Source organism: Hylemonella sp. P2_B10 (genome assembly GCF_056404875.1).
Genome location: NZ_JBFUDE010000002.1, coordinates 527502 through 545508, shown reverse-complemented (window position 1 = coordinate 545508; position 18007 = coordinate 527502). Strand labels below are relative to the sequence as shown.

The 18007-nt window shown below is 65.6% G+C and carries 11 protein-coding genes; 5 read left to right on the top strand and 6 right to left on the bottom strand.

Translation table 11 applies throughout. From position 1 onward, the window contains the following. Window positions 1-13: 13 nt before the first annotated feature. From AC1DX2_RS10300 to mutS, 4 genes are all read right to left on the bottom strand, one after another. Window positions 14-730: an energy transducer TonB gene (locus tag AC1DX2_RS10300; protein ID WP_477196245.1), complete on the bottom strand. Its 717-nt coding sequence runs from the start codon at window positions 728-730 to the stop codon at window positions 14-16. A gap of 209 nt (window positions 731-939) precedes the next feature. Continuing rightward, window positions 940-1743: an alpha/beta fold hydrolase gene (locus AC1DX2_RS10295; protein ID WP_477196244.1), complete on the bottom strand. Its 804-nt coding sequence runs from the start codon at window positions 1741-1743 to the stop codon at window positions 940-942. A gap of 10 nt (window positions 1744-1753) precedes the next feature. After that, entirely contained in the window at window positions 1754-2581 is an 828-nt protein-coding gene (locus AC1DX2_RS10290; RefSeq protein ID WP_477196243.1) for a proteasome-type protease, read from the bottom strand. 60 nt (window positions 2582-2641) lie between these two features. Continuing rightward, window positions 2642-5236, bottom strand: a complete 2595-nt coding sequence (mutS, locus tag AC1DX2_RS10285; RefSeq protein WP_477196242.1) for a DNA mismatch repair protein MutS — start codon at window positions 5234-5236, stop codon at window positions 2642-2644. A 477-nt stretch (window positions 5237-5713) separates the two neighbouring features. Here mutS and AC1DX2_RS10280 point away from each other — a divergent pair, with 477 nt between their 5' ends. From AC1DX2_RS10280 to AC1DX2_RS10260, 5 genes are read left to right on the top strand one after another with little or no spacing between them, the layout of a single operon-like run. Then, window positions 5714-8062 (top strand): bifunctional salicylyl-CoA 5-hydroxylase/oxidoreductase, encoded by a 2349-nt coding sequence (locus AC1DX2_RS10280; protein ID WP_477196241.1) that lies wholly within the window; start codon window positions 5714-5716, stop codon window positions 8060-8062. A 22-nt stretch (window positions 8063-8084) separates the two neighbouring features. Then, the gene (locus tag AC1DX2_RS10275) at window positions 8085-8948 is read left to right on the top strand and encodes an enoyl-CoA hydratase family protein (protein ID WP_477196240.1); all 864 of its coding nucleotides are present in this window, start codon (window positions 8085-8087) and stop codon (window positions 8946-8948) included. Between the two features lie 2 nt (window positions 8949-8950). Further along, window positions 8951-10117, top strand: a complete 1167-nt coding sequence (locus AC1DX2_RS10270) for an acyl-CoA dehydrogenase family protein (protein ID WP_477196239.1) — start codon at window positions 8951-8953, stop codon at window positions 10115-10117. Between the two features lie 20 nt (window positions 10118-10137). Then, window positions 10138-10533, top strand: a complete 396-nt coding sequence (locus tag AC1DX2_RS10265; RefSeq protein WP_477196238.1) for a RidA family protein — start codon at window positions 10138-10140, stop codon at window positions 10531-10533. A 13-nt stretch (window positions 10534-10546) separates the two neighbouring features. Next, entirely contained in the window at window positions 10547-13045 is a 2499-nt protein-coding gene (locus AC1DX2_RS10260; RefSeq protein WP_477196237.1) for a two-component system response regulator, read from the top strand. A gap of 419 nt (window positions 13046-13464) precedes the next feature. Here the strand turns inward: AC1DX2_RS10260 and AC1DX2_RS10255 are convergent, their stop codons facing one another. Together AC1DX2_RS10255 and AC1DX2_RS10250 are read right to left on the bottom strand one after the other, a co-directional pair. After that, on the bottom strand, window positions 13465-16602 hold the full coding sequence (locus tag AC1DX2_RS10255) for an efflux RND transporter permease subunit (RefSeq protein WP_477196236.1): 3138 nt from the start codon (window positions 16600-16602) through the stop codon (window positions 13465-13467). A gap of 36 nt (window positions 16603-16638) precedes the next feature. Continuing rightward, on the bottom strand, window positions 16639-17877 hold the full coding sequence (locus AC1DX2_RS10250; protein WP_477196235.1) for an efflux RND transporter periplasmic adaptor subunit: 1239 nt from the start codon (window positions 17875-17877) through the stop codon (window positions 16639-16641). Between the last annotated feature and the right edge of the window lie 130 nt (window positions 17878-18007).

Sequence of the window (18007 nt, the reverse complement as noted above, 5' to 3'; positions counted from 1 at the left end):
TTAGGAAACTTGATCAGGGCGCCTTGAAGTTCAATTCGACCTGGAACTTGTGCTGCTCCTGCCCGGTCCAGGTGTTGGGCGGGAAGGGCGGGTAGGTGGCACGGCGCACACCGGCCAGTGCTGCGTCGTCCAGCAGGTTGGAATTGCTGGATTCCATCACGCCGGAATCCACCAGCGCGCCGGTGCGGGTCAGCGTGAACCAGATGCGTACCTTGCCTTCCGGGCGTTCCTGGCTGGCACGCCGGCCGGTGGGGTAGCGCTTGGTGCTGTCCAGCATGGCGCGCAGGCTGACCATGTACTCGTTTTCCATCGACGCGGCGATGGCCTTGGAGTTGTCCGGCGCCGGCGGCGGTGGCGGGGCGATCACCGGCGGTGCGGTGGGCACTTGCTGTGTGGACTGAATGCTAGGTGCCGTGGTCGACTGGTTGACCGGCACGTCCGGTGGCGGCACAAAGGCCGGCGGTGGCGGTGTATCGATCTTGACCACGCTTTGCGGCTCGGGCGGCTTGATTTCCTTCGGCGGCGGTGGCGGCGGTGGTGGGATGAACACCTCCTGGATCACCGCGGCCTCCAGCGTCTTCTTGACCAGCTTGGTGGCGTCACGCGCCAGGCCGGTGGCCAGCACCCAGAGGATGAGCGCGTGCAGCGCGATCACCAGGATCACGCCCTTGTACCGGCTCGCAGGATCCTGCGGGCGGTAGCTGTATTGCTGCATTCCTATCGTGGCCATGGGGTATCAAACAACGGTGTCAAACAACGGACTTTTTGGAGTCCGGCAAACAGGTGTGAAAAGGGGCTTTGAGCGTATGACAAATCAGTGTATCAAGGCGTTGTGACGAAAATTAGGCAGTCCGTCGGTTTGGCTGAAATGATGCATTTTTGCAACTTTCGTGCCAGTTTTTTAGGCAATTTCAGCCCCAAAATGTCGCAAAAAACTGACTAAACGGTCAGGCTGCGCAAGTTTGCCTCGATCGCGGCGGCGGTTGCCAGCGGGTTTTCCATGGGAAACAGGTGGCTGCCGTCCAAAATGGTGATGCGGCCTTTGGTCAACTTTTCGGTCATGGCCATGCCCACCTGCTTCATTTCCTGCGAGTGGCGGCCGCCCACGAAAGCCACCGGGCATTTGAGGGGGTGGCGCGCCAGCAGGCGATCCAGGTTGTCGGGCAGGGTGTTGTAGATGGCGGTTTCCACGTCGCGGTCGAAACCCAGCACCCATTGGCCATCCTGCTCCTGCATGGCCCGGTGCGCATAGTCGTGCAACACCTCCGGATCCCAGCGCGAAAACACCTTTTTGGTGCGGAAATGCGCCAATGCGGCCTCGGCACTGGGCCAACTGGTGCGCCGGCGCCGGCTGACGGCACCTGGCGACACCGAACCCACCAATTGGGTGCGCTTGATCACGCCCAACGTGGTGGCGCGCCAGCCGCCCAGGATGGGTGAATCCAGCAGCAGCACGGCGCGCGCCAGTTCCGGGCGGCGGGCCGCCGCCATCACGCTGAGGAAACCGCCCAGCGAGTGGCCCACCAGGTAGGCCGGTTCACCGGCCTTGGCGGTCTGCTCGTGCGCAAAGTCCACCAGCTGCTGCACCAGGTGGGGCCAGTTGTTGGTCGGCGGGTAGTTGGCGTCGTGGCCGAATTTGTCCACCGCCTTGACCGTGTAGCCGCGGGCGCGCAGGCTCTTGAAGAGCACGCGGTAGACGCTGGCGGGGAAGCCGTTGGCGTGGGAAAAGATCAACAGGGACATCAGCCGCCCGTCAGATGAGCTTCTCTTGGGGGGTTGTGATTTTTTTCAGCGGCTTGCTGCGGCTGCTGGGCAGCATCAGCGGCACGGTGGTCTGTTCGCCGTTCCACATCGGGTCTTCGATGCTGTCGAACACGGCGCGCAGCTTCTGGCCCCAGCTGTCGTGCAGCATGCGGAAATAGGGGTTGTTCTCGTCCACGCAGACGATCTTCTCGCTCTGGTACTGGTTGGCTTCGTACACCACCAGGTCCAGCGGCAGGCCTACCGACAGGTTGGACTTCAGCGTCGAGTCCATAGACACCAGCGCGCACTTGGCGGCCTCGTCCAGCGGCGTCTCGGGGTTGAGCACGCGGTCCAGCACCGGCTTGCCGTATTTGGATTCGCCGGCCTGGAAGTAGGGCGTTTCGGGTGTGGCTTCGATGAAGTTGCCAGCCGCATAGACCTGGAACAGGCGCATTGCCTCGCCCTTGATCTGGCCGCCGAAGATCAGCGTGACGTTGAAATCCACCCCCGACTGGCGCAGGGATTCGGCGTCGCGCTCATAGATGTGGCGCACCGCCGCGCCCAGCACCCGGGTGGCGTCGAACATGCTGGTGGCGTTCCAGATGGTGATGGGGGCGCTGTCCTCGTGTTCCTTGATCTGCTCCACCTGCAGGATCTCGCGCACCGATTGCGAGATCGACAGGTTGCCGGCCGACAACAGCACCATGAAGCGGTCGTCCGGCTTCTCGTAGATGATCATTTTGCGGAAGGTGCTGATCTGGTCCAACCCGGCGTTGGTGCGCGAGTCGGACAGGAACACCAGCCCGGCATTGAGTTTGATGGCGACGCAATAAGTCATGGCAGGGGCCCTGGCAAGGGCTTTCGGTTACCCCGCTATTGTCGCCGCAACGGCTGGCGGCTACTGCGCGCGGCTGAGCTTTTTCAACTGGTACAAGGCTTCCAGCGCATCGCGCGGGCTCAAGGCGTCGGGGTCCAGCGCCGCCAGGGCTTTTTCGACGGTGCTGGCGGCAGGCGCGGCGCTGGCTGGGGGCGGTGCGAACAGGTCCACCTGCGCTTGGGTCTGGCTGGCCTTGGATTCCAGGGCCTCCAGCGCGTGCTGCGCGTGGTTTACCACTCCTGCCGGCATGCCCGCCAGGCGTGCCACCTGGATGCCGTAGCTGCGGCTGGCCGGGCCGGCCTCGATGGCATGCAGGAACACCACGTCGCGGCCCGACTCCACCGCGCTGACGTGCACGTTCTGCGCCGCGTGGTGCTTGGCCGGAAACTCGGTCAACTCGAAGTAATGGGTGGCAAACAGCGTGAAGGCCTGGGTGCGGTCGTGTAACTGGGCGGCAATGCCGCTGGCCAGCGCCAGCCCGTCGAAAGTGGAGGTGCCGCGGCCGATCTCGTCCATCAGCACCAGCGAGTGGGGCGTGGCGGCATGCAGGATCTGCGCCGCCTCGGTCATCTCCAGCATGAAGGTGGACTGGGCGTTGGCCAGGTCGTCCGCCGCGCCGATGCGGGTGTGGATGGCGTCTATCGGCCCCAGCCGGCAGGCGGCGGCGGGCACGTAGCTGCCGATGCTGGCCAGCAGGGTGATGATGGCGACCTGGCGCATGTAGGTCGATTTGCCGCCCATGTTGGGGCCGGTGATGACCTGCATGCGCATCTTGCTGCCCAGGCGGGTGTCGTTGGCGATGAAACTACCACTGCTCATTTCTGCCAGCCGGGCCTCCACCACCGGGTGGCGGCCTTGGGAAATGTCGATGGCCGGCTCGCGCACGAACTGCGGCGCGCACCAGCCCAAGGTGAGCGCGCGCTCGGTCAGCGCGCACAGCGCGTCCAGCGCCGCCACCGCGCGGGCCACGCGGGTGAGCTGCGGCACGAAGGCCTGCAACTGGTCCAGCACCTGCTCATACAACCATTTCTCACGCGCCAGCGCGCGCTCCTGCGCGCTCAGCGCCTTGTCCTCGAAAGCCTTCAGCTCGGGGGTGATGAAGCGCTCGGCATTCTTCAGCGTCTGGCGGCGCCGGTAGTCGTCGGGCACCTTGTCGACCTGGCCTTGCGTGACCTCGATGTAGAAGCCATGCACCTTGTTGAATTGCACGCGCAAATTTGCAATGCCGGTGCGCGCGCGTTCGCGCTGCTCCAGGTCCAGCAGGAAGTCGTCGCAGTTGGTCTGGATGGCGCGCAGCTCGTCCAGCTCGGCATCAAAGCCGGTGGCCATGACGCCGCCGTCGCGCACCAGCGCGGCGGGTTCTTCCATGATGGCGCGGCCCAGCAGCACAATGGCATCGGCCGGTGGTTGCAGGTGGTCGGCCATGCGTTCCAGCAGGCCAGGCTGGTCTTGCAGCAGCGGCGCCAGGCCAGCGGCCTTTTGCAGTGTCAGCTGCAGGCCCACCAGCTCGCGCGGGCGCACCTGGCGCAGCGCGATGCGGGCAGTCACCCGCTCGACGTCGGTGCTGCCTTTCAGTTGCGCGCGCAGCGATTGCCACAGCGCAGGGCGCAAGGCCGAGATGGCGTCTATGCGCTGCTGCGCCTCCATGCGGTCGCGCCGGGGGGTCAGCAGCCAGTTCTTCAGCAGCCGGCTGCCCATGCCGGTCATGCAGGTGTCCAGCAGCGAAAACAGCGTGGGCGCGTCCTCGCCACGCAGCGTCTGCACCAGCTCCAGGTTGCGCCGGGTGGTCAGCGGCAAGTCGATCAGCTCGTCGTCGCGCTGCACGCGCACGCTGTGCACATGGCTCAGCGCCCGGCCCTGGGTGTGTTCGGCATAGCCCAGCAGCGCAGCGGCGGCGGCGTGGGCCTGCACCAGGTCCTGGGCGTTCCAGGAGCTCAGGCTGGCCGCGCCCAGCAGCTCCAGCAGCTTGCGCTGGCCCAGGGCGCTGTCGAAATGCCATTGGGCGCGCGCCGTCAGCGACGGGCCGGTGCTTGAGGCCAGGTGCATGGCCTTCAGCCGACCCTCAAAGCTGGCGGTGATGTCGGCCCCATAGAGCAACTCGCTCGGGCCCAGGCGGGCCACCCAATCAGCCACCTCGTCGCCGGCGCATTCGGCCAGGTTCATCTCGCCCTGCGTCACGCTGAGCCAGGCCAGGCCATAGGTGTTGCGCGGGCCCTGGTGCACCGCCATCAACAGCGATTCGGTCTTGTCGCTCAGCAACTCGGTGTCGGTCACGGTGCCGGGTGTCACCACCCGCATCACCTTGCGTTCCACCGGCCCCTTGCCGCCTACTTCGCCCACCTGCTCGCAGATGGCCACCGACTCGCCCAGCTTGATCAGCTTGGCCAGGTAGTTTTCCAGTGCATGAAAGGGCACGCCGGCCATCACCACCGGCTGCCCGGCCGACTGCCCGCGCCGGGTCAGCGTGATGCCCAGCAGCCGCGCGGCCTTCTCGGCATCGGCGAAGAAGACCTCGTAGAAATCCCCCATGCGATAGAACACCAGCGTGTCGGGGTGGTCCTTCTTCAGCAGCAGGTACTGCTGCATCATGGGCGTGTGTTGGGAAAGATCCTCCATGGGGCGCGCTGTCTTGATCTCGTCGAGGCGGGGAAAGGGGCGTGTTCGTCTGTCTCGGGCGCTTGGCCCAGCGCGCTATTAGACACGATCTTCCGGTTCGCTTCCTCCAACGGCTGGGCGCTGATCGAAGAGCGGGGGAGGGCCTTGGCGGTCTGCCGACGCCGCTGGTGCGCGTGGCTACGGGAATGTCCTCCGGCCCTGCGGGCCCCCCCCTTGATTTCCCTCCGCCACGCGCCCCAGCGACATCGGGTCCGTTGGCTAACGTAACGCCGGCATACCGACGTTGGCGCGCCAGCCACGTTCGTAGGATCAGGTCGCCATGGCATTCGGCGCAGCGGCATCAAGGAGGAGGCCGCAGGCCGGGGGACAGCCGCGGAGCGGAGTGCCGTGGCGGCCTGATCCTCCACAAACCAAACCCGTGTGGAAGGACTTCACGTTGCCCTAAACTGTAGCCCTAGAGAGAGACAAAGCGCCAACATGAATATCGTTTGCATAGGCGGCGGCCCGGCCGGCCTGTATTTCGGGCTGCTGATGAAGCGGCAAAACCCGGCGCACGACATCACCGTGGTGGAGCGCAACAAGCCATATGACACCTTTGGCTGGGGCGTGGTGTTTTCCGACGCCACCATGGACAACATGCGCCAGTGGGACCCCGAGACCGCCGCCACCATCCAGCAGGCGTTCAACCACTGGGACGACATCGAGCTGGAGTTCAAGGGCCGGTACATCCGCAGCGGTGGCCATGGGTTTGTCGGCATCGGGCGAAAGAAGCTGCTGAATATCTTGCAGGCCCGTTGCGAGGAACTGGGCGTCAAGCTGGTGTTCGAGCAAGAGGTGGCGTCGGACCTGGACTTTCCTGATGCGGATTTGATCATCGCCTCCGACGGCATCAACTCCCGCATCCGCAACCGCTACCCGGAGGTGTTCAAGCCCGACGTGGTGACGCGGCCCAACCGCTTCATCTGGCTGGGCACGCACAAGCTGTACGACGCCTTCAACTTCACGTTTGAGAAGACCGAGCACGGCTGGTTCCAGGCCCACGTGTACAAGTTTGACGACAGCACCACCACCTTCATCGTCGAGACGCCGGAAGACGTCTGGTTGGCGCATGGGCTCGACAAGCTGAATGCCGAGGAATCGGTGGCGTTCTGCGAGCAGCTGTTTGCCAAGCATTTGGGCGGGCACAAGCTGATGACCAATGCGCGCCACCTGCGCGGCTCGGCCTGGCTGAACTTTCAGCGCATCAAGTGCGAGCGCTGGTGGCATTTCAACGGCCACAGCCATGTGGTGCTGATGGGCGACGCGGTGCACACCGCGCACTTCGCCATCGGCTCGGGCACCAAGCTGGCGATAGAAGACGCCATTGAGCTGGCGCGCCAGTTTGGCCAGCAGCCGGATGCGGAACACCACCTGCCCGAGGTGCTGGCACGCTACCAGGCGCTGCGCGAGGTGGACGTGCTGCGGCTGCAAAACGCCGCCTGGAACGCCATGGAGTGGTTCGAGGTGGTGGGCCAGCGCTATGCCGACACACTGCCGCCGGAGCAGTTCATGTACTCCATGCTGACGCGCAGCCAGCGTATCTCGCACGAAAACCTGCGCCTGCGCGATGCCGCCTGGCTGGGCGGCTACGAGCGCTGGTTTGCGCGCCAGGCTGGCCTGGAGGTGCCCGACCATGCCCCGCCACCGCCCCCCATGTTCACCCCCTACCAGGTGCGCAGCGTGCGGCTGAAGAACCGCGTGGTGGTGTCCCCCATGGCCCAATACTCGGCGGTGGACGGTCTGGTGGGCGATTACCACCTGGTGCACCTGGGCGCGCGCGCCATGGGCGGCGCCGGCCTGGTGTTTGCCGAGATGACCTGCGTCAGCCCCGAGGGCCGCATCACCCCCGGCTGCCCCGGCCTGTACACCCCCGAGCAGGTGGCCGGCTTCAAGCGCATTGGCGACTGGATACACGCCCACAGCGACGCCAAGTTCGCCATCCAGATCGGCCATGCCGGCGCCAAGGCCTCCACCCGCGTGGCCTGGGAGGGCACCGACCAGCCGCTGGTGCAGGGCAACTGGCCGCTGATGTCGGCGTCCGAGCAGCAGTATTTGCCAGGCGTGAGCCAGGTGTCGCGCGCGATGACGCGCGACGACATGGACCTGGTCACTGCGCAGTTTGTGCAGGCCACCTTGGGCGCGGTGCAGGCCGGCGCCGACTGGCTGGAGCTGCACTGCGCGCACGGCTACCTGCTGTCATCCTTCATCTCCCCGCTGACCAACCAACGCACCGATGCGTACGGCGGCAGTCTGGACAACCGGCTGCGCTACCCGCTGGAAGTGTTTGCCGCCGTGCGCGCGGCCTGGCCCGAGCACCTGCCGATGTCGGTGCGCATCTCGGCGCACGACTGGGTGGAAGGCGGCATCACGCCAGATGATGCGGTGCACATCGCCAAGGCCTTCAAGGCCGCCGGCGCGGACCTGATCGACTGCTCGTCCGGCCAGGTCAGCAAGCAGGAAAAACCGGTCTATGGCCGCATGTTCCAGACGCCGTTTGCCGACCGCGTGCGCAACGAGGCCGGCATCGCCACCATCGCGGTGGGCGCCATCTCCGAGGCCGACCATGTGAACAGCATCATCGCCGCCGGCCGCGCCGACCTGTGCGCCGTCGCCCGTCCGCACCTGGCCAACCCAGCCTGGACGCTGACTGAGGCGGCCCGCATAGGCTACACGCTGGTGGACTGGCCCAAACAATACCGGTCGGGCAAGAGCCAGCTGGAAGCCGGTTTTGCACGTGCCAAGGCGCAGGCGGCGGCGGGTGCCCCGGCGCCCAAGGAACCCATCTGAAGAACAACATCACGGAGACCCCATGAGCAACCCCATCGCCAGCCCTGTGGATCCGGCCCTGCTGGCCGGCAACCGCCGGCCCTGCGCCAACTACCAGGCCACGCATTTCCTGTGGTCTGTGCAGGACGGCGTGGCCTCCATCACGCTGAACCGCCCCGAGCGCAAGAACCCGCTGACGTTTGATTCCTACGCCGAGCTGCGCGACCTGTTTGGCCGACTGCGTCATGCCAACGACGTCACGGTGGTGGTGCTGCACGGCGCTGGCGACAACTTCTGCTCCGGTGGCGACGTGCACGACATCATCGGCCCGCTGGTGAAGCTGAAGGCGCCGGAGTTGCTGATGTTCACCCGCATGACCGGCGACCTGGTCAAGGCCATGCGCCATTGCCCGCAGCCCATCGTGGCCAGCATCGATGGCGTGTGCGCTGGTGCCGGTGCCATCATGGCCATGGCGTCGGATTTGCGGCTGGGCACTGCGCGCAGCAAGACCGCCTTCCTGTTCAACCGCGTGGGGCTGGCCGGCTGCGACATGGGCGCCTGCGCCATGCTGCCGCGCATCGTTGGCCAGGGGCGTGCGTCGGAGCTGCTGTACACCGGCCGCGCGCTCGGTGGCGAGGAGGCTTACCAGTGGGGCTTTTTCAACCGCTTGTGCGCGCCCGAGGACGTGCTGAGCCAGGCCACGGCCATGGCGCGTGACCTGGCCAGCGGCCCCACGTTTGCCAACGGCATCACCAAGACCATGCTGCATCAGGAGTGGGACATGGGCATAGACCAGGCCATAGAAGCCGAGGCTCAGGCCCAGGCCCTGTGCATGTTGACGGAAGACTTCAACCGCGCTTACGAGGCCTTTGCCGCCAAGCAAAAGCCGGTGTTCCAGGGCAATTGACCATGGCAGACTTTCTGGATTGGCCTTTTTTTGAAGAGCGTCACCGCACGCTGGCGCGCGAGCTGGATGCCTGGGCTGCGCGTGAGGTGCGCGGGCTGCCGCACGGTGACGTGGACACCCAATGCCGCAACCTGGTGCGCGCGCTGGGCCAGGCCGGCTGGCTGCGCCACGCGGTGGCCGGCACCGCGCACGGCGGTGCGGCTGACGTCATCGACACCCGTGCCATCTGCCTGCTGCGCGAGACACTGGCGCGCCACAACGGCCTGGCGGACTTCGCCTTTGCCATGCAGGGCCTGGGTTCCGGCGCCATCTCGTTGCAAGGTACACCTGAGCAGCAGCAGCGTTACCTGCCTCGTGTGGCGGCCGGCCAGGCGTTGGCGGCCTTCGCGCTGTCCGAGCCCGAAGCAGGCTCCGACGTGGCGGCCATGGCCTGCACTGCGGAAATGCAGGGCGACACGGTGGTGCTGAACGGCGAGAAGACCTGGATTTCCAATGGCGGCATTGCCGACTTCTACGTCGTGTTTGCCCGCACCGGCGAGGCGCCTGGCGCGCGCGGCATCTCGGCCTTTATCGTCGATGCCGACGCGCCTGGTTTCCATATCGCCGAGCGCATCGAGGTGATGGCGCCGCACCCGCTGGCGCGGTTGCGCTTTGACAACTGCCGCATCCCGTTGACCCAGCGGCTGGGCGGGGCGGGCGAGGGTTTCAAGCTGGCCATGCGCACGCTGGACGTGTTTCGCACCTCGGTGGCCGCTGCGGCTTTGGGTTTTGGCCGCCGCGCGCTGGAAGAGGCGCTGGCGCGGGCCGCTTCCCGCAAGCTGTTTGGCGGCGTGCTGGGCGACCTGCAGTTGACCCAGGTCAAGCTGGCGCAAATGGCCACCACCGTGGATTCGGCGGCCCTGTTAACCTACCGGGCCGCCTGGATGCGCGATCAGGGCCACAATGTGACCCGTGAGGCCGCCATGGCCAAGCTGGCCGCTACCGAGGGTGCCCAGCAGGTCATTGATGCGGCATTGCAGATGTGGGGTGGCCTGGGCGTGGTCAGCGGGCAGCCGGTGGAGTCGCTGTACCGCGAAATCCGCGCGCTGCGCATTTACGAAGGCGCCACCGAGGTGCAGCAATTGATCATCGGCAAGGACCTGCTGAAGCAGGCTTCGCCACCGACTTGAAACGCAAAGGACAGACGCAGATGCATCAGGCATTGCTTCCCCCCGGCTGGCCGCGCCCGCGCGGCTATGCCAACGGCGTGGCCGCCCAGGGCCGCACGATTTTCGTGGCCGGCATGATTGGCTGGGATGCACAGGAGCGCTTCCAGAGCGACGCGCTGGTGGACCAGGTGCGCCAGGCGCTGCTCAACATCGTGGCCGTGCTGGCGGCGGGCGGCGCTGAGCCCAAGCACATCACGCGCATGACCTGGTACCTGACCGACAAGCGGGACTATCTGGCCAGCGTGGCGCAGATCGGGCCGCTGTTCAAGGAGATCATCGGCAACTACACCATCGCCATGACGGCGGTGCAGGTGTCGGCGCTGATCGAGGACCGGGCCAAGGTCGAGATCGAAGTCACGGCCGTGGTGCCGGACTAGGGGGATAAGTCCCGTGGCGGACAGACCCAGCCTGCTGGTGGTGGACGACCAGACCCACTACTGGGAGGCCCTGGTCAATGCAGCGGCCCAAGGGGGGACGTTTCCCTACACGGTGGCGTTCGCCCGGTCGGGGGAGGATGCCAAACGCATGCTGGCGGCGCAGCCGTTCGCCGCCGCGCTGGTGCGCCACCAGTTGCCCGATGGCTCGGCCTTCGATCTGTTGGCGCAGCTGGACTGCCCGGTGCTCATTGCGGCGGCGGAAGAGGTGGAGTTGCAGGTGGCGGCGCGCGCGCTGCACGCCGGCTTCAACGACTACCTGCTGCGCGACCCCGGCGGCGAATATGTGGAACTGCTGGCGGCCAAGCTCGCGGCAGCCGCGCGACACGTGGAGGTGGTGGCGCAGTTGCGCGAGAGTGGGCAGGAGTTGACACGCAAGTCGCAAGACCTGCAGGCCACGTTGGAGAGCATCAGCCAGGGTATTTCCAAGGTGGAGCCCGATGGTCGCATCAGCCTGATGAACCGGCGCACGTTGGAACTGCTGGACTTGCCGGAGTCGTTGCTGGCGCAACCGCTGACATTGGTGGACCTGCTGCGCTTCCAGCACGAGCGCGGCGATTTCGGCGACGACTATGAACTGGTGCAAGGGCCAGCGAAGAAGCGCATACGCGACGCCCGCAGCAGCAATTTTCGCAACAGCAGCGTGGGCAGCGTGCCCGAGCAGTACTTGCGCCAGACCCGTTCCGGCCGCACTTTGGAAGTGAAGACGCGCACCGTTGCAGGTGGCGGCGTGGTGCGCACCTACACCGACGTCACCGATTACATGCAGGCGCAGGTGGCGCTGCGCGACAGCGAGGAGCGCTACCGCAACCTGACGAACCTGTCCTCGGACTGGGATTGGGAGACCGATGCCGAGTTGCGCTTCACCCGGTTCGGCGGCAAGACCGACCTGTCCAGCATGGATTTGAAAGCCCGCCTGGGGCACCACCCCTGGGACGCCTCGGCCGCCAACATGACGGCTGAGGACTGGCAGGCGCATGAGGCGCAAATGCTGGCGCACGAGAGCTTTCACAACCTGGAGTTGCAGCGGGTCACGCCGGACGGCCATATCCAATGGACGGCCGTCAGCGGCGCGCCGGTGTTTGCCGCTGATGGCAGTTTCCAGGGCTACCGTGGCATAGGGCGCGACATCACCGAGCACAAGCGGGTGGAGGCCGAGATCGAGCGCCTGGCTTTCTACGACCCGCTGACCAGCCTGCCCAACCGCCGCCTGCTGCTGGACCGCCTGCGCCAGGCGCTGCCGGCCTGCGAGCGCCGGCACGACCATGGGGCGCTGCTGTTCCTGGACCTGGACAACTTCAAGATCATCAATGACACGCTGGGCCACCATGTGGGCGACGCGCTGCTGCAGCAGGTGGCCGAGCGGCTGTTGCGCTGTGTGCGCCAGATCGACACCGTGGCGCGACTCGGTGGTGACGAGTTCGTGGTGATGCTGGAAGAACTCAGCAGCGAGGCCGAGGAGGCCGCCGCCCAGGTGGAGGTGGTGGGCAAGAAGATTCTCGCCAGCCTGAACCAGGCCTTCCGCCTGGCCGGGCAGGACCACAGCGCCACGCCCAGCATAGGCGTGGCCTTGTTTTCGGACCAGTTGCAGGACGTGGACGAGTTGTTGAAGCGCGCCGACATGGCCATGTACCAGGCCAAGGCGGCCGGGCGCAACACGCTGCGCTTTTTTGACCCGCGCATGCAGGCAGCGGCATCAGCGCGCGCCGCGCTGGAGGTGGACCTGCGCCTGGGGCTGCAGCGCGACGAGCTGGTGCTGCATTACCAGCCGGTGGTGGATGTGGAGCGCCGCGTCACCGGTGTGGAGGCGTTGGTGCGCTGGCGGCATCCGCAGCGCGGCCTGGTGTCGCCGGGCGAATTCATCCCGGTGGCCGAACAAAGCGGCCTGATCCTGCCGCTGGGCCAGTGGGTGCTGGAGACGGCCTGCCAGCAACTGGTGACCTGGAACGGCGCGGCGGCCACGCGCTCGCTGAGCATCGCCGTCAACGTCAGCGCGCGCCAGTTCCGCCACCCGGAGTTCGCCACGCAGATCCTGTCGCTGCTGCGCAAGACGGGCGCCAACCCTTACCGGCTCAAACTCGAGCTGACCGAAAGCCTGCTGCTGTCGGACCTGGACGACGCCATCGTCAAGATGACGGAGCTGCGCTCGATAGGCGTGAGTTTCGCGCTGGACGATTTCGGTACCGGTTACTCGTCGTTGAGTTACCTGAAGCTGTTGCCGCTGGATCAGCTGAAGATCGACCAGTCCTTCGTGCGCGACGTGCTGACCGACCCCAACGACGCCGCCATCGCCCGCACCATCCTGACGCTGGCCCACAGCCTGGATCTGGCCGTGGTGGCCGAAGGCGTGGAGACGGACGGCCAGTGGCGCTTTCTACTGCGCAGCGGTTGCAAGGCGTTCCAGGGTTACCTTTTCGGGCGGCCGGTTCTTGTGGAAGAGCTGGTACTCGGCTAACTGAGGCAACCCGTTCGGGCTGAGCTTGTCGAAGCCCTTATGCGCCCAGTTGATTGGCAAGGATCAGGCCGCCACGGCACTCCGCTCCGCGGCTGTCCCCCGCGCCTACGGCGCTCCTCCTTGATGCCGCTGCGCAGAGTGCCATGACGACCTGATCCGGTGAACACGGTCGGCGTGCGGGCGTTTGGTGGTCCGGTGTTCGTTATTCGAACGCTTCCTCCGCCAACGGTCCCGATGTCGCTGGGGCGTGTGGCGCAGCGGCATCAAGGAGGAGSGCCGWAGGCSCGGGGGACAGCCGCGGAGCCACGCGCACTAGCGGCGTCGGCAGCGAACAGACCGGCGCCTCGCGATTGTTTGTTCGGCTTTGACGGGGCAAAAAAAAGCCCGGCGAACCGGGCTGAGTTGGGGTGGAAAGGGTGTCAATCCTTGTTCTTGTCGGCCAACACGTGCGCGCCGGTGGCGGCCCCGCTGCCATGCTCTTCCGGTTCGTTGCGCAGCAGCCAGGCCTTGGCCTTGCGGCCCCAGGCGTCGAAGTAGGTGAACAGCACTGGCACCACCACCAGCGTGAACAGCGTCGAGGTGACGATGCCGCCAATCACCGCGTGTGCCATCGGCGACTGCTGCTCCGAGCCCGGGCCCAGCGCCAGGGCCAGCGGCATCATGCCGCCAATCATGGCTGCCGTGGTCATCAGGATCGGGCGCAGGCGCACCTGGCCGGCTTGCAGGATGGCCTCGTTGCGTGACAAGCCCTCGCGCAGGCCATGGTTGGTGAAGTCCACCAGCAAAATGGCGTTCTTGGTCACCAGGCCCATCAGCATGATGAAGCCGATCACCGAGAACAGGTTCAGCGTCGAGCCGAAGATCAGCAGCGCCAGCAGCACCCCGATCAGGGACAGCGGCAGCGAGGCCATGATCGCCACCGGCTGCAGGTAGCTGCCGAATTGCGAAGCCAGGATCAGGTAGATGAAGACCACGCCCAGCGCCAGCGCGGCGATGGCGAAGCCCAAGGATTCCTGCATGTCCTGCGACGAGCCGCCGAACTGGAACTGGTAGCCCGGCGGCAGCGAGATGTCCTTGACAGATTCGCGCAACGCGGCCGACACGTCACCCACGTTGGCGTCCTTGGAAACGCCTGTGAAGATGCGGATCTGGCGCTGCAGGCTGCGGCGGTCGATCTGGCGCTCGGCAAACGCCGGCTTGAACTCGGCGATCTGGCGCAGCGGCACCATGCGGGCCACGCCTTCGGGTGTCACCGAGCTGCTGGCCACATAAATGCGGTTCATGTCACTGGAGCCGGTGCGCTCGGCCTGCGGCAGGCGCACCAGGATCTGGTGGTTTTCGCCGTCCGGGCCTTCCCACTGGCCGGCCGGCTCGCCGCCTATCATGGCGCGGGTGGTGGCGGTGATCTGTGCCATGCTGACGCCGACGTCGCTGGCCAGATCGCGGTTGACCACCACGTCCAGCGTGGGCGTGGTCGGCTTGTAGGAGCTGTCGATGTCCACGATGCCCTTGATGGCCTTCATCTTCGTGATCACCTGCTTGGTGATGCGGTCCAGCTCGCCGATGTCCGGCCCGAGCACGAAGACCTGGATCGGACGGTTCCAGCCGATGTTGACGTCCAGCCCGGCGACCTTGGCCAGGCGGCCGCGGATGTCGTCGTCAATGTCCTTCTTGCCGCGCTTGCGGTCTTTCTTCTTGCCGATTTCCAGGTCGAACCAGGCGCCGTTCTTGTTGACGAACTTGGAGATGCGCTTGATCTCGGGGATTTCGCGCAGCAAACCTTCCACCTGCTGCGCCTTGTTGTTGGTGTACTCCAGCGACGAACCTATGGGCGTCTGGATGCGCACATTGGTGGAGCCGTTGTCATCCTCGGGCACGAATTCAGAGCCGATCAGCGGCGTCAGGAAGAAGCTGGCGACAAAGATGGCAAACACCCCGGCCAGTGTGGCCTTGCGCCAGTTCAGCGCCCACCGCAGCACGCGGTCGTAGAAAGCGTGCAGCCAGGTGATGAAGCGCTCCTGCGTGTCAAGCACCCACTTGATCGGCCCCCAGGTCATCCACTTGGACGGTCGGTCACGCCACAGGCTGGACAGCATCGGGTCCAGCGTGAACGACACGAACAGAGACACCAGCACCGACACCACCACGGTGATGCCGAACTGGTAGAAGAACTTGCCGATGATGCCGCCCATGAAGGCCACCGGCAGGAACACCGCCACGATGGTGAAGCTGGTGGCCATCACCGCCAGCCCGATTTCCTGCGTGGCCTCCAACGAGGCCTGCCGGTGGCTCTTGCCCATGGCGACGTGGCGCACGATGTTCTCGCGCACCACGATGGCATCGTCGATCAGGATGCCGATGGACAAGGACAGCGCCAGCAGCGTGATGAAGTTCAGCGTGAAGCCGAAGGCATACAGCGCAATGAAGGCGGCGAACACCGAGATCGGCAGCGTCAGGCCGGTGATCACCGTGGAACGCCAGGAATGCAGGAACAGGAACACGATCAGGATGGTCAGCAGCGCGCCTTCCAGGATGGTGTGCTTGACGTTGTCCACCCCGTCCTTGATGAACTCCGAGCCGTCCTCGGTGATGTTCAGGCGGATGTCCGGCGGCAGGCCCTTCTTGATCTCGGTGACCTGCTTGCGTATGGCTTCGGCCATCTCGATGGTGTTGGCGCCGTGCGTCTTGCGCACCTGCAGCGAGATCACGCGTTTGCCGTTTTCGGTGGCGATCGAGGTTTCCTCGCGCTGGGCGTCCTGGATGCTGGCCACCTGGCCCAGCTTCACCGGCACCGTGTTGGTGCCGGTGCCGGTGCGCCCGACGATGATGTTCTCGAAGTTTTCCACCGTCTTGAGCTTGGCCATCACCCGCACCAGCTTCTCGCTGGTGGGGGAGGCCAGCGCGCCAGCCGGGGCGTCCTGGTTTTCCATCTGGATGGCGGCCACCACCGTGTCCACGCCAATGCCAAAGGCAGCCAGCTTCTCCGGGTTCAGCAGGATGGACATTTCCCGCTCCACCGCGCCGTTGACCTCGATGTTGCCCACGCCGGGCGCGCCCTGCAGGCGCTTGACCACCAGGCGCTGCCCCAGGTCGGACAGTTCGCGCAGCGAGCGCGAATCGGAGCCTATGGACATGTAGATCAGCGGCTGGTCGTTGTCGTTGTCGGCGCGCGTCACGGTGGGTTCGCCCACGTCCTTGTTGAAGTTGCGGCGTGCCTGCGCCACCTTGTCGCGCACGTCCTGCACGGCGGTCTTGATGTCCACGCTCAGCTCGAACTCGGCCACCACCCAGGACCAGCCTTCGCGCGAGGTGGAGCGCAGCACCTTGATGCCGCTGACGGTGTTGATGGCTTCTTCGATGGGGCGGGTGACGTCCTGCTCCACCGCCTTGGCCGATGCGCCGGGGTAGGGTGTGCCGATCACCGCCACGGGGATGGAGATGTCGGGCATCTGCTCCACCGGCAAGCGCAGGTAGGAAAACAGGCCCAACACCATGATGGCCAACATGACCATGGTGGCGAAAACCGGGTTGTTGATGCTGACGCGTGTGAACCACATGGCAGTGCTCCTTATTCTTGAGGGATGCCGGGTGGCTTAGCTGTCGGTCTTGGGGGTGTTGCTGGCGTTGGGTGCGGGTGACGAGGCGGCTGCCTGTGCCACCTTCAGCACGGCCTTGGCGCCTTGTTTCAGGCCGTCGGCTTTCACGGCCACCACCTGCGTGCCCGGGGCCAGGCCCTCCCGGATCTCCACGTAGTCAGAGTCCCCGTTCTTGCGGCCCAGGCTGACCGGCTTGCGGTCCAGTTGGCCATCTTTCAGGGTGTAGACAAAGGACTGGCCGCCTTCTTCACGCACCGCCTGGGCCGGCAGTGCGTTCACCGGCGCGGTGCCGGCGATCAATACTTTGCCGGCGGCGAACATGCCGCCCTTCAGCGCCAGATCGGCGTTGGGCAGCGTCACGAAGACCGAGATCGAGCGGGTGCCAGGCTCGGCCGCCGGGTTGATGCGGCCCACCTGGCCGTTGAAGGCGCGGCCGTCAAAGCCGTCCACCTTGAAGCTGATTTCCTGCCCCAGCTTGATCAGCGGGATCTCGGCCACCGGCACCTGGGTCTCGATCTCCATCTGGGCCAGGTCCACCACCTGCATCAGCGGGGTATCGGGCGACACCTTCTCGCCGGGGTTGATCATGCGCTTGGCCACGATGCCAGCAAACGGCGCGCGCACTTGGGTGTCTTCCAGCGCGCGCTTGGCGATGTCCAGCTGCGCCTGGGTGTTGTTGACGTTGGCCTGGGCCACGTCGACGGCGTTCTGCGTGGTGTCCACCGCGTTTTGCGAGATGAAGTTCTTGGCCAGCAACTGGGCGTTGGTGTCCTGGTTTTTGTTGGCCAGCGACAGCCTGGCCTTGGCCTCGGCCAACGCGGCCTGGGCCGAGTCGACCCGCGCCTTCAGGTCGCGCGTGTCCAGCACCAGCAGCAACTGGCCAGCCTTGACATGCTCGCCTTCCTTCACCTGCACGCTGGCCACTTCGGCTGCCTGCTTGGATTTGACGGTGGCAAACAACACCGGGCGCATGCTGCCCGAGACCGGGATCACCTTGCCAATCTGGCGCGCTTCCAGCCGCGCCATGTCGTTGGCGCTGAACTCGAACACCTTTTCAGCGGTTGGTTTCTTGCCGTCGTCCTTTTTGGCCGCCGAGGCACGCCAGGCCACCAGCGAGCCGGCCACGGCGGCCAGCACCACCACGGAGGCGGTGGCCTTGACCCAGGTGCGGCGTTTGGGGCGGGTGGTGGTGGCGGCGGTAGAAGAAACCTGTTCGGAATGGCTTGTGGAGGACATGGTCAGTTTCTTGTGAAAATGTGTAAGTGACGGCGGAGAATGGGGCTTATGCTGACAAAGTTCCAGCGTGATGCGATGAATTGCGGATTTTGGGCGCTGACTGGTGGATACAGGCGGCTGCCGGCTGGCC

Excerpts from the sequence above, each read along its gene's own strand:
- AC1DX2_RS10265 (WP_477196238.1), top strand. The coding sequence starts at position 10,138 with ATGCATCAGGCATTGCTTCCCCCCGGCTGGCCGCGCCCGCGCGGCTAT.
- AC1DX2_RS10300 (WP_477196245.1), bottom strand. The coding sequence starts at position 730 with ATGGCCACGATAGGAATGCAGCAATACAGCTACCGCCCGCAGGATCCT.
- AC1DX2_RS10280 (WP_477196241.1), top strand. The coding sequence starts at position 5,714 with ATGAATATCGTTTGCATAGGCGGCGGCCCGGCCGGCCTGTATTTCGGG.
- AC1DX2_RS10275 (WP_477196240.1), top strand. The coding sequence starts at position 8,085 with ATGAGCAACCCCATCGCCAGCCCTGTGGATCCGGCCCTGCTGGCCGGC.
- AC1DX2_RS10255 (WP_477196236.1), bottom strand. The coding sequence starts at position 16,602 with ATGTGGTTCACACGCGTCAGCATCAACAACCCGGTTTTCGCCACCATG.
- AC1DX2_RS10295 (WP_477196244.1), bottom strand. The coding sequence starts at position 1,743 with ATGTCCCTGTTGATCTTTTCCCACGCCAACGGCTTCCCCGCCAGCGTC.
- AC1DX2_RS10270 (WP_477196239.1), top strand. The coding sequence starts at position 8,951 with ATGGCAGACTTTCTGGATTGGCCTTTTTTTGAAGAGCGTCACCGCACG.
- AC1DX2_RS10250 (WP_477196235.1), bottom strand. The coding sequence starts at position 17,877 with ATGTCCTCCACAAGCCATTCCGAACAGGTTTCTTCTACCGCCGCCACC.
- mutS (WP_477196242.1), bottom strand. The coding sequence starts at position 5,236 with ATGGAGGATCTTTCCCAACACACGCCCATGATGCAGCAGTACCTGCTG.
- AC1DX2_RS10290 (WP_477196243.1), bottom strand. The coding sequence starts at position 2,581 with ATGACTTATTGCGTCGCCATCAAACTCAATGCCGGGCTGGTGTTCCTG.